The sequence below is a fragment of the Pseudomonas sp. Ost2 genome (genome assembly GCF_018326065.1).
GTDB lineage: Bacteria > Pseudomonadota > Gammaproteobacteria > Pseudomonadales > Pseudomonadaceae > Aquipseudomonas > Aquipseudomonas gingeri.
On sequence record NZ_AP021904.1, the window covers coordinates 1,738,636 to 1,764,582 of the forward strand.

24 protein-coding genes and 4 tRNA genes are annotated in these 25,947 nt (G+C 62.4%); 14 read left to right on the forward strand and 14 right to left on the reverse strand.

The features are described 5' to 3' along the window. Positions 1–3 precede the first annotated feature (3 nt). Positions 4–759, forward strand: coding sequence for a hypothetical protein (locus KI243_RS07650; RefSeq protein ID WP_017127790.1), 756 nt, complete (start codon positions 4–6; stop codon positions 757–759). Here KI243_RS07650 and KI243_RS07655 read toward each other — a convergent pair. Further along, positions 732–1,688: a helix-turn-helix domain-containing protein gene (locus tag KI243_RS07655; protein ID WP_017127791.1), complete on the reverse strand. Its 957-nt coding sequence runs from the start codon at positions 1,686–1,688 to the stop codon at positions 732–734. The genes KI243_RS07650 and KI243_RS07655 overlap by 28 nt on opposite strands. 125 nt (positions 1,689–1,813) lie before the next feature. Here KI243_RS07655 and KI243_RS07660 point away from each other — a divergent pair, with 125 nt between their 5' ends. From KI243_RS07660 to KI243_RS07675, 4 genes are all read left to right on the forward strand, one after another. Next, positions 1,814–2,440, forward strand: a complete 627-nt coding sequence (locus KI243_RS07660) for a cysteine hydrolase family protein (RefSeq protein ID WP_017127792.1) — start codon at positions 1,814–1,816, stop codon at positions 2,438–2,440. Further along, positions 2,437–2,748, forward strand: coding sequence for a cupin (locus KI243_RS07665; RefSeq protein WP_017127793.1), 312 nt, complete (start codon positions 2,437–2,439; stop codon positions 2,746–2,748). Before KI243_RS07660 ends, KI243_RS07665 begins: the two co-directional genes overlap by 4 nt. A 105-nt stretch (positions 2,749–2,853) precedes the next feature. Continuing rightward, positions 2,854–4,008: a TDT family transporter gene (locus KI243_RS07670; protein ID WP_177085291.1), complete on the forward strand. Its 1,155-nt coding sequence runs from the start codon at positions 2,854–2,856 to the stop codon at positions 4,006–4,008. A 90-nt stretch (positions 4,009–4,098) separates the two neighbouring features. Beyond that, positions 4,099–5,976 (forward strand): MFS transporter, encoded by a 1,878-nt coding sequence (locus KI243_RS07675; RefSeq protein ID WP_212810665.1) that lies wholly within the window; start codon positions 4,099–4,101, stop codon positions 5,974–5,976. 152 nt (positions 5,977–6,128) lie between these two features. Here the strand turns inward: KI243_RS07675 and sugE are convergent, their stop codons facing one another. The 3 genes from sugE to rdgC all read right to left on the reverse strand — a co-directional run bounded on the left by sugE (position 6,129) and on the right by rdgC (position 8,711). Beyond that, positions 6,129–6,446, reverse strand: a complete 318-nt coding sequence (sugE, locus tag KI243_RS07680; RefSeq protein WP_017127795.1) for a quaternary ammonium compound efflux SMR transporter SugE — start codon at positions 6,444–6,446, stop codon at positions 6,129–6,131. Positions 6,447–6,563: 117 nt separating this feature from the next. After that, positions 6,564–7,529, reverse strand: coding sequence for a bile acid:sodium symporter family protein (locus KI243_RS07685; protein WP_017127796.1), 966 nt, complete (start codon positions 7,527–7,529; stop codon positions 6,564–6,566). 261 nt (positions 7,530–7,790) lie between these two features. After that, positions 7,791–8,711: a recombination-associated protein RdgC gene (gene rdgC, locus KI243_RS07690; RefSeq protein ID WP_017127797.1), complete on the reverse strand. Its 921-nt coding sequence runs from the start codon at positions 8,709–8,711 to the stop codon at positions 7,791–7,793. 160 nt (positions 8,712–8,871) lie between these two features. Between rdgC and KI243_RS07695 the strand changes: the two genes are divergently transcribed. The 4 genes from KI243_RS07695 (at position 8,872) to KI243_RS07710 (ending at position 9,381) form a co-directional block, all read left to right on the forward strand. Next, positions 8,872–8,947 (forward strand) — tRNA-Val (locus tag KI243_RS07695). Positions 8,948–8,966: 19 nt separating this feature from the next. Continuing rightward, positions 8,967–9,043: transfer RNA gene (locus KI243_RS07700), tRNA-Asp, on the forward strand. A 166-nt stretch (positions 9,044–9,209) separates the two neighbouring features. Beyond that, a tRNA-Val gene (locus KI243_RS07705) sits at positions 9,210–9,285 on the forward strand. Between the two features lie 19 nt (positions 9,286–9,304). After that, positions 9,305–9,381: transfer RNA gene (locus KI243_RS07710), tRNA-Asp, on the forward strand. A 248-nt stretch (positions 9,382–9,629) separates the two neighbouring features. Here the strand turns inward: KI243_RS07710 and KI243_RS07715 are convergent. Beyond that, on the reverse strand, positions 9,630–10,766 hold the full coding sequence (locus tag KI243_RS07715; protein WP_177085287.1) for a catalase family protein: 1,137 nt from the start codon (positions 10,764–10,766) through the stop codon (positions 9,630–9,632). A gap of 37 nt (positions 10,767–10,803) precedes the next feature. Then, positions 10,804–12,612: a di-heme-cytochrome C peroxidase gene (locus tag KI243_RS07720; RefSeq protein ID WP_212810666.1), complete on the reverse strand. Its 1,809-nt coding sequence runs from the start codon at positions 12,610–12,612 to the stop codon at positions 10,804–10,806. Between the two features lie 268 nt (positions 12,613–12,880). Between KI243_RS07720 and KI243_RS07725 the strand changes: the two genes are divergently transcribed. The 4 genes from KI243_RS07725 to KI243_RS07740 all read left to right on the forward strand — a co-directional run bounded on the left by KI243_RS07725 (position 12,881) and on the right by KI243_RS07740 (position 15,173). Continuing rightward, the gene (locus KI243_RS07725; RefSeq protein WP_017127802.1) at positions 12,881–13,597 is read left to right on the forward strand and encodes an FKBP-type peptidyl-prolyl cis-trans isomerase; all 717 of its coding nucleotides are present in this window, start codon (positions 12,881–12,883) and stop codon (positions 13,595–13,597) included. Positions 13,598–13,894: 297 nt separating this feature from the next. Next, positions 13,895–14,350: a YkvA family protein gene (locus KI243_RS07730; RefSeq protein WP_017127803.1), complete on the forward strand. Its 456-nt coding sequence runs from the start codon at positions 13,895–13,897 to the stop codon at positions 14,348–14,350. 113 nt (positions 14,351–14,463) lie between these two features. After that, positions 14,464–14,805: a helix-turn-helix transcriptional regulator gene (locus KI243_RS07735; protein WP_042936089.1), complete on the forward strand. Its 342-nt coding sequence runs from the start codon at positions 14,464–14,466 to the stop codon at positions 14,803–14,805. After that, on the forward strand, positions 14,802–15,173 hold the full coding sequence (locus KI243_RS07740; RefSeq protein ID WP_040065236.1) for a hypothetical protein: 372 nt from the start codon (positions 14,802–14,804) through the stop codon (positions 15,171–15,173). Before KI243_RS07735 ends, KI243_RS07740 begins: the two co-directional genes overlap by 4 nt. Before the next feature lie 18 nt (positions 15,174–15,191). Here KI243_RS07740 and KI243_RS07745 read toward each other — a convergent pair whose 3' ends face one another. Together KI243_RS07745 and KI243_RS07750 are read right to left on the reverse strand one after the other, a co-directional pair. Next, entirely contained in the window at positions 15,192–17,024 is a 1,833-nt protein-coding gene (locus KI243_RS07745; RefSeq protein ID WP_177085284.1) for a bifunctional diguanylate cyclase/phosphodiesterase, read from the reverse strand. A gap of 134 nt (positions 17,025–17,158) precedes the next feature. Beyond that, the gene (locus KI243_RS07750) at positions 17,159–19,243 is read right to left on the reverse strand and encodes a carboxy terminal-processing peptidase (RefSeq protein WP_177064220.1); all 2,085 of its coding nucleotides are present in this window, start codon (positions 19,241–19,243) and stop codon (positions 17,159–17,161) included. A gap of 182 nt (positions 19,244–19,425) precedes the next feature. Between KI243_RS07750 and KI243_RS07755 the strand changes: the two genes are divergently transcribed. Beyond that, a complete protein-coding gene (locus KI243_RS07755; RefSeq protein WP_042936095.1) occupies positions 19,426–20,388 on the forward strand; it encodes an NAD(P)H-quinone oxidoreductase in 963 nt (320 codons plus the stop codon). 162 nt (positions 20,389–20,550) lie between these two features. Here the strand turns inward: KI243_RS07755 and KI243_RS07760 are convergent, their stop codons facing one another. The 6 genes from KI243_RS07760 to KI243_RS07785 form a co-directional block, all read right to left on the reverse strand. Further along, positions 20,551–21,204: an HAD family hydrolase gene (locus KI243_RS07760; RefSeq protein WP_017127808.1), complete on the reverse strand. Its 654-nt coding sequence runs from the start codon at positions 21,202–21,204 to the stop codon at positions 20,551–20,553. A 49-nt stretch (positions 21,205–21,253) separates the two neighbouring features. Beyond that, positions 21,254–22,243, reverse strand: a complete 990-nt coding sequence (locus KI243_RS07765) for an ABC transporter ATP-binding protein (protein ID WP_017127809.1) — start codon at positions 22,241–22,243, stop codon at positions 21,254–21,256. Next, positions 22,240–23,055, reverse strand: coding sequence for an ABC transporter permease (locus KI243_RS07770; protein ID WP_177085280.1), 816 nt, complete (start codon positions 23,053–23,055; stop codon positions 22,240–22,242). Before KI243_RS07770 ends, KI243_RS07765 begins: the two co-directional genes overlap by 4 nt. Next, positions 23,042–23,887 carry an ABC transporter permease subunit gene (locus tag KI243_RS07775; RefSeq protein WP_017127811.1) on the reverse strand — a complete coding sequence of 282 codons (846 nt, stop codon included), beginning with the start codon at positions 23,885–23,887 and terminating at the stop codon, positions 23,042–23,044. Before KI243_RS07775 ends, KI243_RS07770 begins: the two co-directional genes overlap by 14 nt. Continuing rightward, complete coding sequence (locus tag KI243_RS07780) at positions 23,884–24,690, reverse strand: alkaline phosphatase family protein (RefSeq protein WP_212810667.1); 807 nt, start codon at positions 24,688–24,690, stop codon at positions 23,884–23,886. Before KI243_RS07780 ends, KI243_RS07775 begins: the two co-directional genes overlap by 4 nt. Positions 24,691–24,858: 168 nt before the next feature. Further along, positions 24,859–25,926, reverse strand: coding sequence for an ABC transporter substrate-binding protein (locus tag KI243_RS07785; protein WP_017127813.1), 1,068 nt, complete (start codon positions 25,924–25,926; stop codon positions 24,859–24,861). Between the last annotated feature and the right edge of the window lie 21 nt (positions 25,927–25,947).

The window sequence follows — 25,947 nt, forward strand, 5'->3', positions numbered from 1 at the left end:
ATCATGCCCGCCCGCACATCCCCGGCATCCCCCCTGAACCCTGCTGCTCTTGTACAACAACTCGCCATCGCGGACCTGCCCGAGGCCTTTGCCCTGGCCCTCGAGGTCGCCGCGCAACCCTTGGCGCGCCAGGCCGACCTGCTGTTGAGTTCCGGCGTCCTGTTCGCTCTTCATCGACAACTGCGGCATGTCCTGCCTTCGGACTCGATGCGTCCCCAGGGGGCCGCGCCTCTGGCCTTTGCGTTGTACGCCCTCAAGGAAGCCCTGCTGCGCGAGCGTGACGCGCGGCGACGGGTGGTGCATGCCCATGAAGTCATCGACAGCCTGCTGGTGAGGAAAGGCTGGCGTTGCATTGGCCGGCGTATCGCTGTCCTGCACGGCCTGGAAGCCATGGACATGGCGGTCCAGGGCTTTATCGCGCTGGTGGAGGTCTGTGCATCGATCCTCAGGGACCGGGACTTTGTCATGGCTCGTCTGGGTATCGGTGCCGGCTGGTTCGGCGGGGAAACCGGTGTCGCCGCCAGGCTGGGTCGGGCCGGCTTCTACGGTTCCGGCGGACATATCAGCAGGGCGCGCTTTGCGATTCTGCGCAATGATCTGCTGCGTGGCGACGAAATCAAGCGACCGGCACCGGGCCTGGAGCCGGTGCTGGATGCCGCCTGGCTGCGCAGGGAGTTTCAACGGGATGCCCGGCGGGACGAGCCCGAGCCCGAGGTGTGTGTGCCGTCGGTTCAGCGCCCGATGAACTGGGCCCGATAAGCCGATGGAGAAATCTGCAGCGAGGCGTTGAAGTGCTGGCGCAACGACAGCGCCGTGCCGAATCCGGCTTCCTGGGCAATGGTTTCTATGCTGTGGGGGCTGCTTTCCAGCAGGCGTTGGGCATGGCTCAGGCGTTGTCCCAGCAGCCACTGGCCGACGGTGGTGCCGGTCAGTTGCCGGAAGTGCCGGGTAAATGATCGGCGACTCATTGCCACACGGTCGGCCAGTTCATCAAGGGAATGGCTACGGGTGAAATTCTGCCCGAGCCATTGCAGCAGTTGCCCCATGCGATCCTGCTCGCCGGCGAGGGGAATCGGCCGCTCGATGAACTGTGCCTGCCCGCCCGAGCGATGGGGTGCGACCACCAGTCGCCGGGCGACCTTGTGCGCGACTTCGGCGCCACACAACTGCTGCATCAGGTACAGGCAGCAGTCCAGGCCGGCAGCGGTGCCGGCCGAGGTCAGCAGGTGGTCGGACTCGGCATACAGCACATCGGCATCCAGCAGCACCTGCGGATATCGACGGGCGAAGTCCGCCGCCCAGTTCCAGTGGGTGGTGGCCTTGCGGCCGTCCAGCAGCCCGGCCTCGGCCAGCACAAAGGCGCCCAGGCACAGGCCGACGATCCGGGTGCCCTTGTCGTGCGCCTGGCGCAAGGCGTGCAGCAGCGACTCGGGTGGCCGCTCCGCGGTGTCCCGCCAGGACGGCATGATGATCACATCGGCCTGGTCGAGGATCTCCAGTTCATGGTGGGTCTGGATATCGAAGCCGGCGCAGGTAGCGAGCGGGCCGGGTTCGAAACCGCAGACCTTCAGGGCAAAGCGCGGCATGTCGATGCCTTCGCGCTGTTCGGCGAACACCAGGGTTGGCACTGACAGATGAAAGGGGCTGATGCCGTTGAAGGCGATCACGGCGATATGGATCGTGGTCATCGTGGCGCGCTCGCTGTTGCTGGGTTTGGCCTGATTTTATCGAATATTGTCTTTCGGGCCACTTATGGATTTTCGGGCGGCAGGCAATCATGCGTGCTCAAGCCTGTTTACCGAGGAGTTGAACCATGTCCCGCGCCCCCCGTCGTGCCCTGATCGTGATCGATGTGCAGAACGAATACGTCAGCGGCAACCTGCTGATCGAGTACCCGCCGGTCGAGGAATCGCTGGCCAATATCGGCAAGGCCATCGATGCCGCGCATGCCGCGGGTATTCCGGTGGTTGTCGTGCAGAACGACAGTCCGGCGGGATCGCCGCTGTTTGCCATCGGTTCGCCGGGTTGGGCGTTGCATCCGGTGGTCGGCTCGCGTGCCCGCGATCATCTGATCCACAAGACACTGCCCAGTGCCTTTGCCGACACCGACCTCGGCCAGTGGCTGGCGCAGCGCGAGATCGATACGTTGAGCGTGGTCGGCTACATGACCCACAATTGCGATGCCTCGACGATTTTCGAAGCCACCCATCGTGGCCTGGCGGTCGAGTTCCTCAGTGATGCCACCGGTTCGCTGCCCTATGCCAACGAAGCCGGGCAGGCCAGCGCCGAGGAGATCCACCGGGTGTTCAGCGTGGTGTTCCATACGCGTTTTGCCGCGGTGGTCAGCACGGCGCAATGGCAGTCTGCCGTGAGTGACGGCGTAGCCTTGTCCCGCTCTTCGATCCCGGCCTCCAATCAACAGGCGGTGCAACGTTCATGAGCCTCATTCGGAGCCGTGACTTTACCGGCAGCCGGCCCTGGGCCGCGCTGGATATCGCCAGCATGAACGGCATCAGTACCCGATTGCACTGGACTGACCAGCCATATGTCTGGCACGTCAATGATGGGCAGGAGGTCTTTGTGGTGCTCGACGGCCAGGTTCGCATGCGTTATCGCCGGGACGGCGTCGAGCAGGCCGTGATGCTGGAAGTCGGTGATATTTTTTACGCTGCCATCGGTTGCGAGCACCTGGCCGAACCCCAGGGAGAGGCGCGGGTGCTGGTGATCGAAACCGAAGGTAGTGTATAGATTTATATCTGTAAAATAGATAACAGATAGAGAAATTATCCGTTATATGGATATTCGATACGGTTCTATGATGACTGCAACCTCACCCGAGGACAGGAGTCAGCCATGCAAACGTGCCCCAACAGCATCAAACCCGGACTGCGGCCCTTGAGCCATTTGCAGCACCCCCGGGAAGCCATCCGCCAGTTCACCCCGAACTGGTTCGCCGCCACCATGGGCACCGGAGTCCTGGCGCTGGCCCTGGCCCAGTTGCCGGTTGAAGTACCGGGCCAGCGTGCCTTCGCCGAGGGCTTATGGTTGTTCAATATCCTGCTGTTCGCCGTGTTCAGCCTGCTCTACGGCGCACGCTGGGTATTGTTTTTCGACGAGGCCCGGCGGATTTTCGGCCATTCCACGGTCTCGATGTTCTTCGGCACCATTCCCATGGGGCTGGCGACCATCATCAATGGCTTCCTGCTGTTTGGCGTGGCGCGCTGGGGCGACGGTGCGGTGCAGGTCGCCGAGGTGCTGTGGTGGATCGATGTGGCGATGTCCCTGGCCTGCGGCGTGCTGATTCCCTTCATGATGTTCACCCGCCAGCAGCACAGCATCGACCAGATGACCGCGGTCTGGCTGTTGCCGGTGGTGGCCGCGGAAGTGGCGGCGGCCAGTGGTGGCCTGCTGGCGCCGCACCTGCTGGATGCGCACATGCAGTTCAATGTGCTGATCACCAGCTATGTGCTCTGGGCGTTCTCGGTGCCTGTGGCGTTCAGCATCCTGGTGATCCTGCTGTTGCGCATGGCCTTGCACAAGTTGCCCCATGAAAACATGGCGGCCTCGAGCTGGCTGGCGCTGGGGCCGATCGGTACCGGGGCCTTGGGCATGCTGGTGCTGGGGGCGGATTCGCCGGCGATCTTCGCCGCCAATGGGTTGGCGGGGATCGGCGAGATCGCCAGTGGCCTGGGCCTGGTCGCCGGCATCATCCTCTGGGGCTTCGGCCTGTGGTGGATGCTGATGGCGGTGCTGATCACCCTGCGTTACCTGCGTCGCGGCATTCCCTTCAACCTCGGCTGGTGGGGCTTCACTTTCCCCCTGGGCGTCTACTCCCTGGCGACCCTGAAACTGGGCAGCACCTTGCACCTGGGCTTTTTCAGCGGCTTTGGCCTGGTGCTGGTGGCCTTGCTGGCGGTCTTGTGGCTGATCGTCGGCAGTCGTACGCTGCGGGGCGCGTATAAAGGCGAGCTGTTTGTTTCGCCCTGCCTTGCAGGAATCGCGAAATAAATCTTCAGGATTAGGTAAGGTTGTGGCCTGGAGCGGTGATCCGCATTCCAACAAGAAAGCCGCTCTCGGCGCCACTCAGGACCATGGAAGATGAGTCACCCCTCACAGTTCAGCCTACTGCGTACGCGGCGCTTCCTGCCGTTCTTCGTGACCCAGTCGCTCGGAGCGTTCAACGACAATATCTTCAAGCAGTCGTTGATCCTCGCCATCCTCTACAAGTTGAGCATCGACGGTGATCGCGGCATCTGGGTCAACCTCTGCGCCCTGCTGTTCATCCTGCCGTTCTTCCTGTTTTCGGCCCTGGCCGGGCAGTTTGGCGAGAAGTTCGCCAAGGACGCGCTGATCCGGCTGATCAAGCTGGGGGAAATCGCCATCATGGCGGTCGGGGCCACCGGCTTCCTGTTCGACCACCTGTCCCTGATGCTGGTGGCGTTGTTCGCCATGGGCACCCATTCGGCGCTGTTCGGCCCGGTGAAATATTCGATCCTGCCCCAGGCCCTGCGCGAAGAGGAACTGGTGGGCGGCAACGGCCTGGTGGAAATGGGTACCTTCCTGGCGATCCTGGCCGGGACCATCGGTGCCGGGATCATGATGTCCTCCAGTCATTACGCACCGGTTGTCTCCGCCGCCATCATCGGCGTGGCGGTCCTGGGCTATTTCGCCAGCCGCGGCATTCCCCGGGCGGCGGCGTCCAGCCCACAGTTGCGGTTGAACTGGAATATCTTCAGCCAGTCCTGGGCCACCTTGCGCCTGGGCCTGGGACAGACGCCGGCGGTTTCGCGCTCGATTGTCGGCAACTCGTGGTTCTGGTTTGTCGGGGCGATCTACCTGACGCAGATTCCCGCCTACGCCAAGGAATGGATGTACGGCGATGAAACCGTGGTGACCCTGATTCTCACCGTGTTCTCGGTGGGCATCGCGGTGGGGTCGATGCTCTGCGAGCGCCTGTCCGGACGCAAGGTGGAAATCGGCCTGGTGCCGTTCGGCTCCTTCGGCCTGACGCTGTTCGGCCTGCTGTTGTGGTGGCATTCAGGCAACTTGCCGCAGAACATCCAGGCCAATGACTGGCTGAATGTGCTGGGCTACCACCAGGCCTGGTGGGTGTTGCTCGATATCCTCGGGCTGGGGGTGTTCGGCGGCTTCTATATCGTGCCGCTGTATGCCTTGATCCAGTCGCGCACCGCCGAGAACGAGCGGGCCCGGGTGATCGCCGCGAACAATATTCTCAATGCGTTGTTCATGGTGGTCTCGGCAATCGTCTCGATTCTGCTGCTGAGCGTGGCGAAGCTGTCGATCCCGGAGTTGTTCCTGGTGGTGTCGCTGATGAACATCGCGGTCAACGCCTACATCTTCAAGATCGTCCCCGAGTTCAGCATGCGTTTCATGATCTGGCTCCTCAGCCATTCCATGTACCGGGTCGAACACAGGAACCTTGAGCTGATCCCCGATGAGGGGCCGGCGTTGCTGGTGTGCAACCACGTATCGTTCGTCGATGCGCTGCTGATCGGCGGGGCGGTACGTCGGCCGATCCGCTTCGTGATGTATTACAAGATCTACCGCTTGCCGGTGCTCAACTTCATCTTCCGCACTGCCGGAGCGATTCCGATTGCCGGGCGCGGTGAAGACCTGGAGATCTACGAGCGTGCGTTCCGCAAGATTGCCGAGTACCTGAAGGACGGCGAGCTGGTGTGCATTTTTCCCGAGGGCAAGTTGACCACCGATGGCGAGATCAGCGAGTTCAAGGGCGGCATGACCCGCGTGCTGGAGGAAACCCCGGTGCCGGTGATTCCCCTGGCGCTGCAAGGCTTGTGGGGCAGCTTCTTCAGCCGCGATCCGCAGAAGGGCCTGTTCCGTCGCCTCTGGTCACGGGTAACCCTGGTGGCCGGGCCGACGGTGGTGGCCGAGGAGGCAGTGCCGGCGCGGTTGCGTGAGCAGGTGTTGCAGTTGCGGGGGATGGTGCACCGTTAGGCGTGTGCGGGAGGGAAGCTTTTAGCGGCCTCGCAGGCTTCCTCATTCCTTACGATTGAACACAGCCCTTGTGGGAGCCGGCTTGCCGGCGATGGCGTCCGATCGGCTTGTTGGCCTCATCGCCGGCAAGCCAGCTCCCACAAGGGACACTGTCAGGCCGCCGAGACCTTCAGGCCGATCAGTCCGGCGATGATCAGCGCCACGCTCGCCAGCCGGAACAGGGCCATGGACTCGCCGAACAGGATGATGCCGGCGATCACCGTGCCCACCGCGCCGACACCGGTCCAGATCGCGTAGGCGGTCCCCAGCGGCAATTCCTTCATGGCAAGGCCCAGCAGGCCGAGGCTGATGGCCATGGCGGCAACGGTCAGGGCGGTGGGCAGCGGGCGGCTGAAGCCATCGGTGTATTTCAGGCCGACGGCCCAACCGACTTCAAACAGACCGGCGAAAAACAGAATGATCCAGGACATGATGACCTCCATCGATTGACGGGGTCGTCCCCAGATTGATAACTCGATCGAGCCGCAAGGTCGTCCCTGCGTTGCGCACTATATTGCCCATTCTCAACCTGGGGATCAAGTTGTCACTCAGTCGGCCGTGCCCTGGGCGGCCAGTTCGCGGTCCTGCCTGTCACTCATCCGGCGGAACCAGGTCGAGAGCAGGGCCCCGGAAATATTGTGCCAGACACTGAACAGCGCGCTGGGCACCGCCGCCAATGGCGAGAAGTGCGCGCTGGCCAGGGCGGCGCCCAGCCCGGAGTTCTGCATGCCGACTTCCAGGGCCAGCGACTTGCGCTGGGCCAGCGGCAGCTTGAACAGGCGGCCGGTGAAATAGCCGAGCAGATAACCGAAGCTGTTATGCAGCATGACCACGGCCATGATCAGCAGTCCCGACTCGGCGATCTTCGCCTGGCTGGCGGCGACCACTGCGGTGACGATGATCACGATGCTCACCACCGAGATCAGCGGCAGGACTTCCACCGCATGGCGTACCCGTTCCCCCAGCAGGCGTTGGGCAACCACGCCGAGCACGATGGGCAGCAGCACCACTTGCAGGATCGACCAGAACAGCTCCATGAACGACACCGGCAACCAGGCCGAGGCCAGCAGCCAGATCAGCGCCGGGGTCAGCAACGGGGCGAGCAGGGTGGTGACCGCGGCAATCGCCACCGACAGCGCCAGGTCGCCACGGGCCAGCCAGGTCATCACATTGGACGAAGTGCCGCTCGGGCAGCAACCGACCAGGATCACTCCGACGGCGATTTCCGCCGGCAGCTGGAAGGCTCGGCAGAGCAGCCAGGCGACGCCCGGCATGATAATGAAATGGGCGACCACACCAAGGGCCACGCGCCAGGGATGGCGGGCGACTTCGGCGAAGTCTTCGAGTTTGAGGGTCAGGCCCATGCCGAACATCACCAGGCCGAGCAGGGGCACGATGGCGACTTTCAGGCTGATGAACCAGGCAGGTTGCAGAAACGCCAGCACGGCGAAAATCAGCACCCAGTAGGCGAAGGTGTTACCGACAAAACGGCTGAGTGCGGCCAGTGCGCGCATGGGATTTCCTTGTTATTTGAGTTCGTCATCTTGACCCGGCCCCTTGCAGGAGCCGGCTTGTCGGGACGCCGCCTCGCAGCGATGAGGCCCTTGAGCCTTGTGGTGGCTGTGCGGACGCTATCGCCAGCAAGCCGGCTCCCACAGGGAATGGATGTCGTACGCCCGTTCCGTGCCCGACATGGCCCTTGTAGCTGGCTTACCAGCGATGAGGCGGACGCTATCGCCGGCAAGTCGGCTCCTGCACAGGGCCCGCGTCCGGCATCAGATGCCCTGCGGCATTTCCTCGCCACCCAGGGCGTCGAACAGTTCCGGCAGGAACTCGCCGAAGGTCAGCATCATCAGGGTGAAGCTGGCGTCCAGCTGGCCCAGGGCTTCTTCGCCACCGTCCTGTTCCGCCTGGTCCTGCAGCAGGTCTTCGAACTTCAGGCGCTTGACCACCATCTTGTCATCGAGCACGAAGGACAGCTTGTCCTGCCAGGCCAATGCCAGCTGGGTGACCATCTTGCCGGTGCTCAGGTGCAGCTGGATTTCCTCGCCGGTCAGGTCCTGGCGCTTGCAGCGGACGATGCCGCCATCTTCCTGGGTGTCGCGCAGTTCGCACTCGTCGAGGACAAAGAAGTGCTCGGCGGCTTTCAGGGTCTTGACCCAGTCGGTCATCACCGCGGTCGGCGCGGTCTTCACGGTCAGCGGACGAACCGGCAGGGTGCCGAGTACTTCACGCAGGGTCGACAGCAGGTCTTCGGCGCGTTTCGGGCTGGCCGAGTTGACCAGGATCAGGCCCTGTTTCGGCGCGATCGCGGCAAAGGTCGCCGAGCGACGGATAAAGGCACGGGGCAGGAACGCCTGGATGATTTCATCCTTGAGTTGATCGCGTTCCTTCTTGTAGACCTTGCGCATTTGCTCGGCCTCGATCTCCTCGACCTTTTCCTTCAGCGCGTCACGCACCACGCTGCCGGGCAGGATGCGCTCTTCCTTGCGCGCCGCGACCAGCAGGAAGTCGCCGCTGACGTGGACCAGCGGGGCGTCTTCACCCTTGCCGAACGGAGCGACGAAGCCATAGGTGGTCAACTCCTGGCTTGCACAGGGGCGGGCCGGTTTGGTCGCCAGTGCGGTTTCCAACGCCTCGGCATCAAAAGGCAGATCTTGGGTCAGGCGATAGATAAGCAGGTTTTTGAACCACATGGGGTGAATCTCTCCTTTATACAAAGGAGGGCATTATTCTCTTCGTGGCCCGATAGGCCAACCCTCTGCTAAGTCTTTGGAAGGCCTGAGAAAAATATTAAAGAAAGTGCTTGCCAGAGTGTGGAGTGCTCCGTAGAATGCGCGCCACACCGAAAGCGAAGGGTGATTAGCTCAGCCGGGAGAGCATCTGCCTTACAAGCAGAGGGTCGGCGGTTCGATCCCGTCATCACCCACCATTCGTCAACAGTGTTACGCGCAGCGGTAGTTCAGTCGGTTAGAATACCGGCCTGTCACGCCGGGGGTCGCGGGTTCGAGTCCCGTCCGCTGCGCCATATTCGATGTTCTGGACCACTGAACGCCAGGACATCACAGGAAGCCCGCCTAGTGCGGGCTTTTTGCTGTCTGCTGTTTGCAAAAAATCCTGGATTTAAAAAAAGATTATTTAAATCAGTGCGTTATGGATTTTTTGTGGCATAATGCGCCCACACCGAAAGCGAAGGGTGATTAGCTCAGCCGGGAGAGCATCTGCCTTACAAGCAGAGGGTCGGCGGTTCGATCCCGTCATCACCCACCATTCGATATCAGTGTTACGCGCAGCGGTAGTTCAGTCGGTTAGAATACCGGCCTGTCACGCCGGGGGTCGCGGGTTCGAGTCCCGTCCGCTGCGCCATATTCGATGTCCTGGACCACTGAACGCCAGGACATCACGGAAAGCCCGCCTTGTGCGGGCTTTTTTTCGTCCGTCTCTTCTGACGCCGTTCAGTGATTGCGGCGGTGAGGCTCACATCGCGATCGCCAGCAAGCCGGCTCCCACAAGATTTTTGTCGCACGCTAATCCAGTGTTCAGCACGGGCTATTGTGGGAGCCGGCTTGCCGGCGATGGCGCCCGCGCAGGCGCCACAAGGATAAAGGACGGCGCTATTGCTCGGCGTTGCGGCTATGCCGGTAATCGCTGACCGCGTCGTATACCGCCTTGCGCAAGCGGTTGATCCCGCCAATCGGTCGATGGGCCTCCAGGCCGTGCCAGGGGCTGAACGACTGGTTGTCACAGGCGATGTTCTGTTCCAGCGTATCGAAGTCCTGGGCCGGGATGCGCACGCTCGCCACGGTCTCGTATGGCGCATCGCTTTCCTTCCATTCGATGCTGGTGTCTTCGATCGGCATGTACTTGTTGGCGTTCTGGCGCTGGATCTGCAGGACGAAGCAGGCCGGTACGCGGTCTGTGGATAACTGCTGGACCAGGGCGCTGCGCAGGAAGTTCGGCAGGTCCTCGTTCTGCTTCGGCAATTCGTATTCCGGGCAGCTCTGTGGATCGGGCGCTACACGGAACTTGGCGTTGGCGCTGCCGAACTTGTACGGCGATACGGAGAAGTAGGTCGTCCGGGTCGGGCTTTTCGGTGCCGGCGCCAGGGTTGCCAGGGCAATGAACAGATGGCGGATCTGCCAGCCGGTGGGATTCCAGCTCGGGAAAAACGCCAGGACCTTCTTGCCATCGGCCTGGGCCCCGATGTTCTGCTGGTACTCGGCAACGTCGCTGACGAAAAAGTTCGGGTGGCTGAACATCACGAAATCCTGCTCGTGACGACCCTGTTGCCCCGCCAGCAACTGCTTGCCGGGGACATCCATCAGCTTGATCGCCATGCCGCGGGCATCGCGGATACTGTCGAACTGCGGGTAGGCGTTGCCATTGGACAGGCGGATCAAGGCCTGCCAGGTCTTGCCCGGCTCGGCGAACACACCCTGGCGCAGATCGCCGCCCAGGCCATCGAGTACCCGGACTTCGGCCTTCACGCAGCCGTGGGCCTTGGCATGGGCGTCACGCAGAAAGCGCGTGCCCTCGCGGTGCTGGTCGACGATGCGCACGGCGGTCTGGATGATGTCCTGGGTCATGGCCGACTCACCGGGCGGCACCTGTTCCTCCGCCGAGACCGGCCCGCTGTGGCGCCAGGCATACCAGCCGGTCGACAACCCCCAGCCGAGCAGGCCGAGGCCGATCAGGACCAGCAGGCTCTTGCCGAGAAAGGCGCCGAGGCGCAGCCAGAGTCGCTTCAACATGGGGTCATCCTTTTGACGTGATCGTGGGATTGCAGGCTCATGGCAGTTGCTGCTCCAGCGGTCCGCCCAACACTTTCAGGTATTCGAGCAGGGCCCAGCGCTCTTCCGGTTGCAGCAGGCGGCCGATGACCCCGTTGCCACGCTTGCCGGCACGGAATTCGTGGCCGCTGTTGTGGTTGCCACTGATCCGGGTATCGAACAGGAAGCCGTTCTCGAAGGCTTTCTGGCGATAGCCCAGGTGGCGCGGATCGTATTCGAAGGTGCCTCTGTAGAAGGTGGTGGCGCGCTCGTCCTGGGGGGACAGCAGCTGATACAGGCTGGGTACCGAGCCGTTGTGCAGATAAGGCGGCGTGGCCCAGACCCCGGCCAGGGGGCGTGCCTTGTAGGCGCGCTGTTCGAGGACGCCGATGGGCAGGCCGAAACCGTCCAGTTGCGCGCGCTCGGCGGGGGTGACCTTGGCGTCGCGGTAGGCGCGTTCTTCGACGAAGGCGGTGACATAGGCCAGGCCCTTGGCGACCGACAGTTGCGTCATGTCCAGCGGCTGGTCCGGCTTGGGGTGCAGTTCCACCGGCAGTCTTGCCAGCTCCGCCGGGTCCCACTGCAAGGCGCTGAGGTCGTAGCGCTGGTCGGCGATATTGCTGGCGGTGTTGGGATCGGTACCGATCGCCGCGAGCGGAATCGCTTTCAGGTGCTGCACCGGCCGGCCGTTTTCCTCGTTGGTCGCCGGCACGTGGCAGCCGGCGCAGTTCTCGGCGAACAGCGCGCGACCCTGGGCGGCACGGGCCAGGTCGACCTTGCCGAACAGGTCCTCGGGCCAGGTCGGCGGCTTCAGGCGTTGCAGGGTTTCCTCGATCTTGTGCAGGTCGCGCACCCGCACGCTGGAGGGGTAGCGAGCGTCGCCCTGCAGCGGCTGGCCGTTGTCATCGAAGAAGTTCAGGGTGGCGCCGACGCCCAGGGCCTCGCCGATATTGCGCGCCATGGGTTGCTGGGCCGATGCGGTCCACTGGACCCAGTCGAAGGTCCAGATATCCCACAGTTGCGGGTAGTCCACGGGGGCATTGGCGACCCGGTAGTTCTTCTCGGAGATGGCATCGCCGAAGCTGGCGTTGGCGATCCGGCCGAAGGCATCCGTGCGGCCGGGGCCTTCCAGGGTCGGATACAGGCCGCGATGGGTATCGTTCCAGGCGACGTGGAGGAAGGTGTCCAGGGACTGTTTGACGGCGGCGCGCAGCTCGTCGTGGCGGGCTTCGTATTCGTCACCGAGGACCTGCCGGGCGAAACGCTTGAACTTCCAGGGGTTGTAATAGGTGGCGGCGAGGCTGGCGACCAGCGCCTGGCCAAAGCTGCCACCGCGTACCGTCGGCACGCTCGAGGGCAGCACATGCTGGGCCGAGCCGCCGTCGATCCGTAGGGCCTGTCCTTTATAGCGCAGTTCGCCGGTATGGCAGGCGGCGCAGGTGATATCCAGGTAGCGGGCGTCGCTGCCGGGGTTCTGGTGACGGGTGAAGCCTACTGGCAGGTTGCCGGGATTGTCCGGCGAGGCCTGTTGCCCGGGGTCCACCAGGAAACCGAAACGCGCCAGGTATTCCGGGGCCGCGAAGCGTTGCTCGGAGAAAGGCAGTTCCAGGGCGGTGAACCATTCATACCGCAGGCCTTTCACCTGGGTGCCCTGGGGGGTGTAGTAGAAGGTCTGGCGGTCGGCGGGGCTCCACTGCTCCAGGTAGCGGACCTGTTCCGCCGGCACGTATGTCGGCAATTTCGGATTGGCGATGTAGTACAGAATCACCGCGAGGCCTAGGCCAAGCAGGAGTATCAGAGCCAGTAACACACGGTAAAATATGCGCAAGATAACGATCCTTGTCGAGTTGTCATGCTCTTATGCCTGAGCCGTTGTCAGGCAGCAAGTGGCCGTGATGGCCGTCTATGCTGGCCCCCTGTCGGGGGATGGTGTCGGACCGGTACGTAAACTGAACGTCAGGGCTTTGTAAAATGCCCGAAATGACTGAACTTATTGGCGCTTTACCCCTCTCATCCCCGTAGCCATTGGTCGTGGCCGCCTGATAAGCTCGCGGCTTTACTCGATTGCCCTTTAGGCGCATGAACAAGGAAATAGCATGAAACAGCATCGGTTGGCGGCGGCGGTTGCCCTGGTAAGCCTGGTACTTGCGGGCTGCGACTCGCATTCCAGCGTAGAGCTGAAAACCCCGGCGCAAAAAGCTTCCTATGGTATCGGCCTGAACATGGGCAAGAGCCTGGCTCAGGAAGGCATGGATGATCTGGATTCCAAGGCTGTTGCCCAGGGCATCGAAGATGCCATCGGCAAGAAAGAGCAGAAGCTGAAAGACGACGAACTGGTCGAAGCCTTTGCCGCCCTGCAGAAACGTGCCGAAGAGCGCATGGCCAAGCTGAGCGAAGAGTCGGCAGCCGCCGGCAAGAAATTCCTCGAGGAAAACGGCAAGAAGCCTGGTGTTGTGACCACCGCTTCCGGCCTGCAGTATGAAGTCGTCAAGAAAGCCGACGGTCCTCAGCCCAAGCCTACCGACGTAGTGACTGTTCACTACACCGGCAAGCTGACCAACGGCACCACCTTCGACAGCTCCGTGGATCGCGGCAGCCCGATCGACCTGCCGGTGAGCGGCGTGATTCCGGGTTGGGTCGAAGGCCTGCAACTGATGCACGTTGGCGAGAAGTACAAGCTGTACATCCCGGCAGACCTGGCTTACGGCGCACAGAGCCCGAGCCCGGCGATCCCGGCCAACTCGGTGCTGGTGTTCGATCTGGAGCTGTTGGCGATCAAGGATCCGGCCAAGGCTGACGAAGCCGCCAAGTAATCTGGTCGTGCTTGTGACAACGCCCCGTCTGACGGGGCGTTGTCGTTTCTGCGTCTTGATAAGCTGTAAGAAATCGAACGCAGACTGGTCAGCGTAGTCTTAACATTGAGCTAATCGACCTAGTCGTAGACTGGCGTCAAGTCAATGAAATTATGGGTTTTTTTTAGTGAGTAAAAAACGCCCGATCTGAGCCGGGGCCTTGTATGACGGGGCTCTCAGCTGTAAAAAGTGGCTCTGTTCACAAGGTTATCCACAATTTGTGTGGATAACCTTGTGCGTCTGCCTGCTGGAGTGATGATGAAAGCACCCTGGAATTTCGCGCGCTTCCTGCCATTGGCCCAACGCTTGCTGGTTCGTGGTCGTTTGCCGACGCTGTTGTTCGCGGTGGCGAGCAAGAGTGCCCGGCAAGGTGGACGGTTGGGCAAGCTCAAGGAAGACCTGAAACTGCTGCAGGTGCTGTGCCTGGCGTACTGGCGGGGCGAGTACCGGGAGATCAGCTACAAGTCGATGATCATCGTGGTGGCGGGCCTGATGTATTTCCTCAGCCCGATCGACGCGATTCCGGACTTCATCCCGGTATTCGGCATGCTCGACGATATCGCGGTGCTGGCCTGGGTGATGAACACCCTGGACCAGGAGTTGAATGCCTTCAGGGCCTGGCGCGAGCGTCAGGTACCCGCGCAACTGCAGGTCGTCGAGCGCCTGCCGGACACGCCGGAGCAGTTGCAGCTCGAGCACGACGAAAAAAATTGATCCAAATCCTGTTGTACGAAGAACAAGCACACTAGCGACCTTGGCGGCTGTTAATATTAAGCTACAGGGAAAGCGCTGACTCGCTATGTGTAATCGTCCTACGGGGTGTGGTAATGGATCTTCAAATAATTACACGTGACGGCGAACCGGAGTATGCGGTTCTCCCCTGGGCTCAGTACCAGGCCTTGCTTGAAGCTGCCGGTTTGCGCAGCCAACAACCCTCTCCCAAACCCTCCGATACGCCTGTCGCGGCGGACCCGGCATTGCCGGCGTTCGATCAGTTGCGCAGCCTGCGCGAAGCCAAGGGGCTGGCCATTGAAAGCCTGGCCCGGACCGTCGGCATCAGCCCGTCGTACCTGGGCCTGATCGAAAGCGGTGAGCGCCAGCCGGATGCCGCGATTCGCCGCAGCCTCGCCTGGGAACTGGGTGTGGCCGGCTGGAGGGACGCATCGTGAGCGTGCGGATCAGTCGCCAGCATTGGGATGGTTTGCTCGGTGAACTCGATCAGGCCCGCCGCCAGCGCCATTTGCTGACCTATCGCGCGCTGCTCGAGCGCCTGCAGTTGCCGAGCCCGGCGATGCAGACCCTGACGGCGGCCCTGGAGCACCTGGCGGCCCTCGATGCCAAGGCCGAACAGCCGCTGCGCAGTTCACTGGTGATCAGCCAGGGCGCCAGTCGCCTGCCGCGTACCGGCTTCTTCGAGTGTGTCGAGCGCCTGGGGCGTTTCTCCGGCCCGTCCGATGGCGTGGCGGCGGCGTCCTGGCATGCTTCGGAAGTGGTGCGGGTGTTCGAGTACGATTATCCCGAGTCCGCGGAGGCCTGAGGCGGGTCACACCGGCCGCTAGGGGCGGGCCCAGGCCGGCGTGGCGTTGTCGGCGGGTGGCTCATCGGTCGGCAGGCTGCTCTGCGATGCCGCGGTGACCAGTTCCCGGCTATCGATCACATGGATGCTGTAGCCAGGGACGTTCTTGGCGTGGTGCTTGGCCTGGGAGGCGAGCTCCGCCAACTGGCTGGCATCCAGCAGGCCGCATGACTGCGGTTGCAGGTGCACCACCCCTATCGACAGCGACAGCAGCGGAAACTCCTGGCGCTGGCCCTGGCGGTTCGAGGCGATGAAGCAGCCCGCCTCCAGGTGCTCGGCGCGGTAGAAACGCCGGCACTGGTGCTGGAAGTCTTCCAGCAACTGATTCAGGCGCTTGCGCCAGTCCTCCGAGCCCAGCACCAGCAGGAAGTCGTCGCCGCCGATATGGCCGACGAAATCCCGGCTCGGATCGACACGATCGTTCAGGCATTGCGCCAGGCACAGCAACACCTCGTCGCCCCGGCCGTAGCCGTAGATATCGTTGAAGGGCTTGAAACTGTCGATATCCACGTAGCAGATGAGCGACTCGCGCTGTTGCTGCAACAGGCGCGTCAGGCACTGCTGGATCGGCACGTTGCCGGGCAGCAGGGTCAGCGGGTTGGCGTAGCGGGCCTGCTGGATCTTCAGTTCGGTGATCAGTTTGAGTACGTCGATCACCCGTCCCAGGCCCAGGTAGCAGCCATTGAGGGTGATGATGAAGTCTTCCTCTATGCGTTGCCGGGCGCGGCTGGTCAGCAGCCGGCTGACCTGCTGCAGCGACTGGCTCAACTCCACCGCGAGGAAGTCATCGCTCATCAGCCGGCTGATGGGCTTGCGGGCGAACAGGTCGGTGGCGAATGGCTTGAGCAGGGCATCCGACAGCGAGTGCCGGTGGACGATGCCACAGGGCCGTTCCTGCTCGTCCAGCACCGCCAGGGAGTTGAGGTTGGCCTGGCGGCGGAAAGCTTCCAGCACGGTTGCCGTGGGGGTGCCCTGGGTCACTGCCGGCTGTTCGATCAGCAGTGCGCTGAGGTCACTGGCTTCCTCGCTCAGGGCAATCGAGGTGTTTTCCAGTTTCGGCAGCAGGCTGCGGGCGTCCTGCGGTGGCTGTTCCTGGGGCCGGCAGAGCAGGTAGCCCTGGACCAGATCGACCCCCATCTCGGTGAGCACTGCCAGTTCTTCCGGCAATTCGATACCTTCGGCGATCACTTGGGCCCGCGAAGCCTTGGCGATCTGCAGGATGGAGCCGACGAATTCGCGCTTGAGGCCGTCCTGGTGGATGCCGTCGATAAAGTGCCGGTCGATCTTCACGTAGTCCGGGCGCAGCTCCGACCACAGGCGCAGGCTGGAATAACCGGCGCCCAGGTCATCCAGGGCGATCGAGAAGCCCATGGCGCGGTAGTGGTGCAGCGCGTTCTGCAGCAACTGGAAGTCGTCGGTCGGGGTTTGTTCGGTGAGTTCGATGACCACGTTGCTGGGGTCGATGCCGAAGTCCTGGAGCAGCGTAAGGGTCCGGCCCGGTTGGTGGGTCGGCTCCAGCAGGGATTCTGGGGAAACGTTGAGGAACAGCTTGCCCGGCAGTTTCTGCTCGCTGAAGCGGCGGCAGGCGCTGAGCCGGCAGGCCATTTCCAGTTCGCTCAGGCGTCCGGCCTGGCGGGCCACGGCGAACAGGCTGATCGGCGAGTGCAGGGGGCTGTTGGAGGGCCCGCGACTGAGGGCTTCATAACCGACGATACGCCTCTCGGAGAGCGAAATGATCGGCTGGAACAGACTGTGCAGACCACTCTGAGCCAGGATTGAACTCAAGGCCTTCAGCTGTTCGGTCATGGTCATGGCAGTCTCTGATAATAAAAAAGGACCGGAAGAGACTCTTGATCCAAGAGCCGCATCCAGTCCTTATTTCACGACAGAATGATGACTGTTTGATGACGCTCCGAAGAGCGATCACATTAAATTGCCATTATCTATCAGTGCTTGGCCACCGCGGTATTCAGGCGCAGGTAATCCAGGAGGATCCGCCCGGTTTCGCTCAGGTAGGCGTCGTCTTCCGGCTTGGTTTTTTTGTCTGGATCAGGCGGCAGGGCGTCTTCGTCCTCTTTCTTCAGTTCCTTGAGAGCGTCTTCGCCCTTGGCCTTGCGGCGGGCGTTTTCCATGGCCAGTTGCTTGGCATCGATATCGGCGCGCTGGGCGCGACGGTCGGCCTCGTTCAGGCTCACGGTCTTTTCCTTCATCAGCTTCTCGGCCAGGGCCAGCTTGTCGCGAATGAAGATGAACTCGGCATCCTTCGACGCGCGGGCATCGTGGTCAGACTTGAGCTGCGCCAGGAACGGCTTGAACGGATCCACCGCCGGCTTGATCGACGGGCGAATGGTGTCCCATGGCATGGCTTCCGGCAGTGCGCTCTCGCCGATTTCCTTGGTGTCGATGATCGACGGGAAATCCACGTCGGGCAGCACGCCCTGGTGCTGGGTGCTCTGTCCGGAAACCCGGTAGAACTTGGCCAGGGTCAGCTTCAGCTCACCATGGTTCAGCGGCTGGATGGTCTGCACGGTGCCTTTGCCGAAGGTCTGGCCGCCGATGATCAGCGCCCGGTGATAGTCCTGCATGGCGCCGGCGAAAATCTCCGAGGCCGAGGCGGACAGGCGGTTGACCAGCAACGCCATCGGGCCCTTGTAGAAGGCGCCGGGGTTTTCGTCTTCGAGCACATCGACCTTGCCGTCGGCGTTACGCACCAGTACGGTCGGGCCCTTGTCGATAAACAGGCTGGTGAGCTCGGTGGCTTCCTGCAGGGAACCGCCGCCGTTGTTGCGCAGGTCGATGACCACGCCGTCGACGCCTTCCTTCTGCAATTCGCCCAGCAGCTTCTTGACGTCGCGGGTGGTGCTCTTGTAGTCCGGATCGCCGGCACGGAAGGCCTTGAAGTCCAGGTAGAACGCCGGGATGTCGATGACGCCGAGCTTGTAGTCCTTGCCATCCTGCTTGAGGTGCAGGATCGACTTGTTCGCGGCCTGGTCTTCCAGCTTCACCGATTCACGGGTGATGGAGACGATCTTGCTGGTCTGGTCGTTCGGCGCGTTGCTCGCCGGAATCACTTCCAGGCGGACCACGGAGCCTTTCGGGCCACGGATCAGCTTGACCACTTCGTCCAGGCGCCAGCCGACCACGTCGACCATTTCCTTGTCGCCCTGGGCGACACCGATGATCTTGTCGGCCGGGGCGACCTGTTTGGTCTTGTCCGCCGGGCCCGACGGCACCAGGCGCACGACCTTGACCTGGTCGTTGTCGCTTTGCAGCACGGCGCCGATCCCCTCGAGGGACAGGCTCATGTTGATGTCGAAGTTTTCCGCGCTATCCGGTGACAGATAGTTGGTGTGCGGGTCGTAGGACATCGCAAAGGTATTGATGTAGGCCTGGAAGATATCTTCGGCCCGGGTCTGGTCCAGGCGCGCCAGCTGGTTCTTGTAGCGCTTGACCAGCAGTTCCTGGATCGCCTTGGGATCCTTGCCGGCGATCTTCAGGCGCAGCACTTCGTCCTTGACGCGCTTGCGCCACAGGTCGTCGAGCTCGGCGGTGCTCTTGAGCCATGGAGCGTCCTTGCGATCGATCAGCAAGGTCTCCTTGGTGGTGAAGTCCATCTTGTCCACGCCCTTGTTCAACTCGGCGAGGGCGAAGTCCAGGCGGGCCTTGACCCGGTCCAGGTAGCGCTTGTAGATGGTGAAGCCGGCATTCAGGTCGCCGCTCTTGAGGAAGTCGTCAAACTGGGTTTTCCATTTGTCGAATTCGCTGATGTCGCTGGCGAGGAAGTAGCTGCGCGACGGATCGAGCAACTTGAGGTAACTGTCGTAGATGATCACCGAGCGCGCGTCGTCGAGCGGCGGCTTGCTGTAGTGATGACGCTTGAGCAACTCGACGACGTTCAGGCTGGCAATCACCTCGTCACGGTCGGGCTGAAGGTTGTCCCAGCTATTGGCTGCGAACGTATTGGCCGAGAACGTGGAAACGCCAAGGCCAATGAAAAGGGCAAGAGCGGTGCTGGGGAACAAATGCTTCATGCTGAGTCGACGCGGGGACAATTGATCACGCATATTAGGCCGTCTTTAAAGTCGCCGGTTCCGCGGGACTGCGTACCAAAACTGCATTGGCAGGTTTTCGTACGACCCTCGGACCGGTCGCATAATGCAAAAAGCCCGGTGCTACAGCTCCGGGCTCAGTCCAGACTCACTATGGAGGCACTGTGAAAGCATTGCAAGGCGTTGAAGGTCAAGTGGAGTGGGTTGAAGAGCCAAGTCCGGCCTGTGATGTCGGACAGGTACGGATTCGCGTGGCGGCTGCGGGACTCAATCGCGCCGATCTGTTGCAGAAGGCCGGGCTCTATCCGCCACCGCCGGGGGCCAGCGAGGTGCTGGGCCTGGAGTGCTCCGGGGTGATCAGTGAAGTGGGCCCGGGATCCGCCTGGCAGGTCGGCGACCGTGTCTGTGCGCTGCTGGCCGGCGGCGGCATGGCCGAGGAAGTGGTGGTCGACGGGCGCCATGTGCTGCCGGTGCCGGAGGGCCTGAGCCTGGTCGAGGCGGCCGCGTTGCCTGAGGTCTACGCCACCGCGTGGCTGAATCTGTTCCAGCTGGCCGGACTCAAGCCGGGTGAAAAAGTGCTGTTGCATGCCGGTGCCAGTGGCGTCGGTTCGGCCGCCATCCAGCTGTGCAAGGCGTTCGGCAATCCTTGCTGGGTAAGCGTCGGTTCGGCGGATCGGCTGGCCTATTGCGAGGCGCTGGGCGCCCAGGGCGGGGCGATCCGCAGCGATGATATCGAAGGGTTGAGCGACTTCGCGCCCTTTGATGTGATCCTCGATCCGGTGGGGGCGAACTACGCCGAGCTGAACGTGAAACTTTTGTCAGCTGACGGGCGGTGGCTGCTGATCGGCCTGATGGGCGGGCGGGAAACCCGGCTGGACCTGGCGAAGATCCTGGCCAAGCGCATCCAGTTGCTGGGGTCGACCTTGCGCAGTCGCGACGCGCAATTCAAGGCGGATCTGCTCAGTGACCTGCATCAGCACGTCTGGCCGCTGTTCGCCGAGAAACGCCTCAGTCCGCAGTTGGCCAAGGTGTTCCCGATCCGCGATGCCGAAGTGGCGTTCACCGAGCTGGCCGGCAACCAGGTGGCGGGCAAGCTGGTGCTGGTAATCGACGAAACGCTGGCGTGAATGCAGGGGCGGCGCCTGTGTGGGAGTGGGCTTGCCTGTGAGGTCTTTGGCGGTCTCACGGGCCTCTTCGCGGGCAAGCCCGCTCCCACAGAAGCCCGATCCCACGGAAGCCGGTTCCTACAGAAGCCGGCTCCCACATAAACCGGCTCCGATAAGGGCCGGCTATTTCCAGTGATGGACAGGCCAGCCGGCCTTTTCCGCCTGCTCGCGCAGCACCGGGTCCGGGTTGACCGCGTGGGGATGGTCGACCTTCAGCAGCAACGGCAAGTCGTTGCGTGAGTCGGAATAGAAGCTCGCGTCCTCGAGGTTTTCCTCTTCGGCATCCAGCCATTCCAGCAGACGGGTGATCTTGCCTTCGCGGTAGGTCAGGGTGCCGACGGTATGCCCGCTGTAGACGCCGTGCATGACCTCCAGCTCGATGCCCAGCACTTCGTCGATGCCCAGGCGTTCGGCAATCGGTTTCACCAGGTGGGTGCCGGAGGCGGAAATCACCAGGATCCGGTCACCCGCCGCCCGATGGGCGGCAATCGCCTTGCAGGCATCGCTGTAGATCAGCGGCTCGATCACATCCTCGACCCAGGGTTCGACCAGGTGCTCGACCTCTTCCGGGGTGCGTCCGGCCATGGGCTCCAGGCTGAACAGCATGAAGTCTTCCATGGCCAGCTCGCCCTTGCTGTAGGCGGCCATCAGTTCGTTGTTGCGGCGCATGAACGACTCCGGGTCGACCCAGCCCAGGCGACCCATCTGCTCGCTCCAGAGCGTCGCGCAGTCACCGTGGATCAGGGTTTCATCCAGATCAAAAATTGCCAGGGCCATCAGCGGGATTCTCTCGTCAAGGGAACACTCTTCAAACGCGTCAAAGACATCAGGCTACCTCACACAGGGCTGTCGGATCGATGGACAACGCCAGGCGCCGACCATCGGGGTGCAGATCGGCGGCCGAACGGTTGAGCACATCCACCACCAGTTCCACGCCCCGCGCCTCGACCCGATAGCGGATGACGTTGCCCAGCAGGCTGTGGCTGCGGATCAGCGCATCCAGCTCGCCGTCGGTACTCAGTTCGATGGCTTCCGGGCGGATGGCGATACGACCGTTGATCGGACGCTGCAGCAGGCGGCTGGCGGCGTCGGCCTCGAGCAGGTTGTAGTTGCCGATAAAACCGGCGGCAAACACATCCACCGGGGCGGTGTAGAGCGATTCGGCGTCGCCGCTCTGGACGATCTTGCCCTGGTTCATCAGGAAGATCCGGTCACTCATGGTCAGGGCTTCTTCCTGATCATGGGTGACGAAGATGGTGGTCAGGCCCAGCTCGCGCTGGATTGCCCGGATCTGTTCGCGCAAGTGCTTGCGAATCCGCGCATCGAGGGCCGACAGCGGCTCGTCGAGCAGCAGCAGGCGCGGGCGGGTGACCAGCGAACGGGCCAGGGCCACGCGCTGGCATTGGCCGCCGGACAGCTGGTGCGGGTAGCGCGCGGCGAAGTCGTGCAGTTCCACCAGCTTGAGGGCTTCCATCACGCGCTTGTGGCTGTCGTCGGCATTGACCTTCTGCATTTTCAGGCCGAAGGCTACGTTCTGTTCCACGGTCATGTTGGGGAACAGCGCGTAGCTCTGGAACACCATGCCGATCGCACGCTTCTGCGGGCTGAGGGGCACGATGTCCTGGCCGTCGAGGAGGATCTTGCCGCTGTCCACCGGGGTCAGGCCGGCGATGCAGCGCAGCAGCGTGGACTTGCCGCAACCGGACGGGCCGAGCAGGGTGACGAACTCGCCCTTGGCGATTTCGCAGTTGATGTCGCTGAACACCGTGGTGCCGGCGTAGGTTTTTTTCAGGCTCTGGACACTGATGAAGCTCATTGGCTTTTGTCCTTCTCTTTTGGTGAAGAGCTCAGGCGATTGGCGACCCAGGTGAGTACCAAAACAAAGAGGAAGTAGGAGATCACCAGGGCGCTGGTGAAGTGACCGCTGCTGTTGCGCATGTTGTTCAGGTACACCTGCAGGGTTTCATAGCGGGTGCCCACCAGGATGTTGGCGAACACGAACTCGCCGAACAGGAAGGAGAACGACAGCAGCAACGCGACCATCAGGCCCTTGCGCAGGTTGGGCAGGACCACCAGGAACGCCGCCTGCCAGGTGCTGGCGCCGAGCAGGTGGGCGGCGTCCATCAGGTCGCGCAGGTTGATCGCCTGCAGGTTGTTGGTGATGGCCCGGTACATGAAAGGCAAGGCCACGGTGAAGTAGCAGCCGATCAGGATCCACGGCGTACCGACCATGGCGAACGGCCCGGAGCCGTACAGTTGCAACAGTCCCACCGAGGACACCACCGGCGGCACCGCGAAGGGCAGCAGGATCAGGATGTTCATCAGCGCGTCGAGCCGCGGGAAGTGGTAGTGCACCACGAACAGCAGCGGCAGGATCAGCACCACCGACAACACCAGCGAGCCGACGCAGACGATCAGCGACTGGCCGAAGGCATTGAGGAAGCGTGGGTCGCTCCACAGTTGCAGGTACCACTTGAAGGTGAAACCGCTGGGCAGGACGGTCGCCGACCAACTGCTGGCAATCGAATAGACCAGGGTGCCGGCCAGGGGCAGCAACAGGATCAGGAACAACAGGTAGACCACCAGGCGGTGGTACAGGGCGGCGGAGCCGGGTTCAGCGCGCGACATGGTAGCTCCTCTTCAACAGCCACTGGTGGATCACGGTCACGAAGGTCATCAGGCCCACCAGCACTACGGCCAGGGCACTGGCCATGTTCGGGTCGAGGCTGATGTCGCCGGAGACCATGGCGGCGATACGGATCGGCAACACGTTGAAGTTGCCGGTGGTCAGGGCATAGACCGTGGCGTAGGCGCCGAGGGCGTTGGCCAGCAGGATCACGAAGGTCCCCAGCAGCGCCGGGGTCAGCACCGGCAGGCCGATATGGCGCCAGAACTGCCAGCCTTCGGCACCGAGCAGCGCGGCGGACTCGCGCCAGTCTTCGCGCAGGGCGTCGAAGGCCGGGTAGAGCAGCAGCACGCCCAGGGGAATCTGGAAGTAGGTGTAGAGGATGATCAGGCCGGTCTTCGAGTACAGGTTGAAGTCCTGGATGATCCCCGCCTGCTTCAGCATGATGGTGATGGTGCCGTTGAAGCCCAGCAGGATGATGAACGCGAAGGCCAGGGGCACGCCGGCGAAGTTGCTGGTCATGTTGGCGAAGGCATTGACGAAATCCCGCAGGCGCGAGTCGACCCGGCGTAGCGAGTAGGCACCGAGCACCGCGATGATCATGCCGAACACGCTCGACCAGAAGCTGATCTCCAGGCTGTACTGGATCGCCTGCAGGTAGAACTTCGAACTGAAGATCTTGCTGAAGTTGGCCAGGCCCCAGCCATCGTCTTCCGATTGCAGGCTGTTGATCAGCACCCACACCAGCGGCGCGATCTCGAACACGATGAAGAACAGGGCAAAGGGCACCAGGCAGAGCACGGCGAGCCATTTGCCACGGGTGAGTGAATTCACTTCAGCAGCTCCCGGCATACAGGTTTGTCATGGGGGACGCCCAGCAGCTCGCAGATCGTGCCGCACAGTTGCGTCTGTTGGGGCGTGGCGTCGGGATCGAAACTGAAGGCATCGCCGAGGACGAACAGCGGCACTTCCCGTTCCTCGGCCAGCAGGCCGTTGTGCGAGCGGTCGTTGTTCATGCCGTGGTCGGCGGTCACCAGTACCTGGTAGCCGGCGTCGAGCCAGCCTTGCAGGTAGTCGGCCAGGATAATGTCGGCTGCACGCGCGCTGTTGCGGTATTGCGCGGTATCGAGGCCATGCTTGTGGCCGGCGTCGTCGATATTCATCGGGTGCACCAGCAGGAAGTTCGGCGCGTGTTGCAGGCGCAGGCTTTCGGCATCGGCGAACAGATGGGAGTCGGGGTAGTGATCGACCCAATAGAAATGCCCGTGCTGGATCGGCAGGCTTTCATCGCGGGTATGACGGTCACGGGCCGCGACGAAGGGCGAGCGGTTGTACAGTTCGCTGACCCAGTGATAGGCCGCCGCGGCGGTGCTCAGACCGGCGTCGCGGGCGTAATGGAACACGCTGCGCTGGTTGGACAGGCGCGAGACGTGGTTGTGCACGATGCCGCTCCGGATCGGGGCCACACCGGTGAGAATGCATTCGTAGAGCGGTCTTGAGAGCGAGGGCAACTCGCATTCCAGTTTGTACAGCGCCGCGCGTCCTGCGCCTGCGTAAGCCTGGAGATGGCCCATGGCATGCCGGGCGACCTCGTAGTTCAGGCCATCGAGCACGACCAGGATGACGTTGTGCTGCATAAGCCGGGCCTCCATGTTGGGGAACGAACAGAATCTGATGTGGGAGCCGGCCTGCCGGCGACGAGGGCCTTGAGACTAATATTGTTCTCTCGGTCCTTATCGCCGGCAAGCCGGCTCCTGCAATGATCGCGTTGACCCGGGGACGAGCCCCGGGCCAAGGCTGTCGGGTTATTGCATGTTGATGATGACTTCTTCGTTCCACTTCTGCGGCAGCGCCTTGGAAGTCTTCTCCCAGGCATCGGCGTCTTTGATCGGCGTGACTTTCTTGTACTGCTCGTTAGGCAGCAGCTTGGCTTTCACGTCTGCCGGCAGGGTCAGGTGCTCGGCACGGATCGGACGGGCATTGCCGCGCGCCAGGTTGATCTGGCCCGCATCGCTGAAGATGTATTCGCGGGTCAGCTTGGCGGCGTTCGGGTGCTTGGCGTACTTGTTGATGATGGTGGTGTAGCCGGAAATCACCGAACCGTCCGATGGGATCAGCACGACGTAGTCATCCGGGTTGGCCATCTTGGCCTTGTAGCTCAGGCCGTTGAAGTCCCAGACCACGCCGACTTCGACTTCGCCTTTTTCCATGGTGGCGATGGTCGGGTTGGCGAGCGACAGGCGACCCTGCTTGGCGATATCGGCAAACATCAGCAGGGCCGGTTGCAGGTTCTTCTCGTCGCCACCGTTGGCCAGGGCAGCGGCCAGTACGCCGTTGGCGGCCTGGGCGGCGGTGCTCACGTCACCGATGGAAACCTTGTACTTGCCGGTCTTGAGGTCAGCCCAGCTTTTCGGTGCTTCGGAACCGTGCAGCAGCTTCTTGTTGACGATGAAGGCGATGGTACCTGTGTAGGCCAGTGCCCAGTTGCCGTCCTTGTCCTTGGCCCAATCCGGGACCTGGGCCCAGGTGCTTGGCTTGTACGGCTGGGCGACGCCCTTTTTCACCGCGATCGGACCGAAGGCCGCGCCGACGTCGCCGATATCGGCGCTGGCGTTGTCTTTCTCCGCATCGAACTTGGCGATTTCCTGGGCCGAGCTCATGTCGGTGTCGATGTGCTTGAGGCCGTACTTGTCGCTCAGGTCTTTCCAGGTGCCAGCCCAGTTCGCCCAGTCATCGGGCATGCCGACGCTGTTCACGGCGCCTTCTTTCTTGGCGGCGTTTTCAAGTGTTTGCAAATCGGTGTCAGCGGCCATGGCGGAGGTGCACAGGGCAATGGTCGAGCCTAACAGTGATGCCAGGAAAAGCTGTTTCATCCGAAGCTCCTTTGGGCGTTT

Coding starts and splice junctions, on each gene's coding strand:
- KI243_RS07650 (WP_017127790.1), top strand. CDS start 4: ATGCCCGCCCGCACATCCCCGGCATCCCCCCTGAACCCTGCTGCTCTT.
- KI243_RS07655 (WP_017127791.1), bottom strand. CDS start 1,688: ATGACCACGATCCATATCGCCGTGATCGCCTTCAACGGCATCAGCCCC.
- KI243_RS07660 (WP_017127792.1), top strand. CDS start 1,814: ATGTCCCGCGCCCCCCGTCGTGCCCTGATCGTGATCGATGTGCAGAAC.
- KI243_RS07665 (WP_017127793.1), top strand. CDS start 2,437: ATGAGCCTCATTCGGAGCCGTGACTTTACCGGCAGCCGGCCCTGGGCC.
- KI243_RS07670 (WP_177085291.1), top strand. CDS start 2,854: ATGCAAACGTGCCCCAACAGCATCAAACCCGGACTGCGGCCCTTGAGC.
- KI243_RS07675 (WP_212810665.1), top strand. CDS start 4,099: ATGAGTCACCCCTCACAGTTCAGCCTACTGCGTACGCGGCGCTTCCTG.
- sugE (WP_017127795.1), bottom strand. CDS start 6,446: ATGTCCTGGATCATTCTGTTTTTCGCCGGTCTGTTTGAAGTCGGTTGG.
- KI243_RS07685 (WP_017127796.1), bottom strand. CDS start 7,529: ATGCGCGCACTGGCCGCACTCAGCCGTTTTGTCGGTAACACCTTCGCC.
- rdgC (WP_017127797.1), bottom strand. CDS start 8,711: ATGTGGTTCAAAAACCTGCTTATCTATCGCCTGACCCAAGATCTGCCT.
- KI243_RS07715 (WP_177085287.1), bottom strand. CDS start 10,766: ATGTTGAAGCGACTCTGGCTGCGCCTCGGCGCCTTTCTCGGCAAGAGC.
- KI243_RS07725 (WP_017127802.1), top strand. CDS start 12,881: ATGAAACAGCATCGGTTGGCGGCGGCGGTTGCCCTGGTAAGCCTGGTA.
- KI243_RS07730 (WP_017127803.1), top strand. CDS start 13,895: ATGAAAGCACCCTGGAATTTCGCGCGCTTCCTGCCATTGGCCCAACGC.
- KI243_RS07735 (WP_042936089.1), top strand. CDS start 14,464: ATGGATCTTCAAATAATTACACGTGACGGCGAACCGGAGTATGCGGTT.
- KI243_RS07745 (WP_177085284.1), bottom strand. CDS start 17,024: ATGACCATGACCGAACAGCTGAAGGCCTTGAGTTCAATCCTGGCTCAG.
- KI243_RS07750 (WP_177064220.1), bottom strand. CDS start 19,243: ATGAAGCATTTGTTCCCCAGCACCGCTCTTGCCCTTTTCATTGGCCTT.
- KI243_RS07760 (WP_017127808.1), bottom strand. CDS start 21,204: ATGGCCCTGGCAATTTTTGATCTGGATGAAACCCTGATCCACGGTGAC.
- KI243_RS07765 (WP_017127809.1), bottom strand. CDS start 22,243: ATGAGCTTCATCAGTGTCCAGAGCCTGAAAAAAACCTACGCCGGCACC.
- KI243_RS07770 (WP_177085280.1), bottom strand. CDS start 23,055: ATGTCGCGCGCTGAACCCGGCTCCGCCGCCCTGTACCACCGCCTGGTG.
- KI243_RS07780 (WP_212810667.1), bottom strand. CDS start 24,690: ATGCAGCACAACGTCATCCTGGTCGTGCTCGATGGCCTGAACTACGAG.
- KI243_RS07785 (WP_017127813.1), bottom strand. CDS start 25,926: ATGAAACAGCTTTTCCTGGCATCACTGTTAGGCTCGACCATTGCCCTG.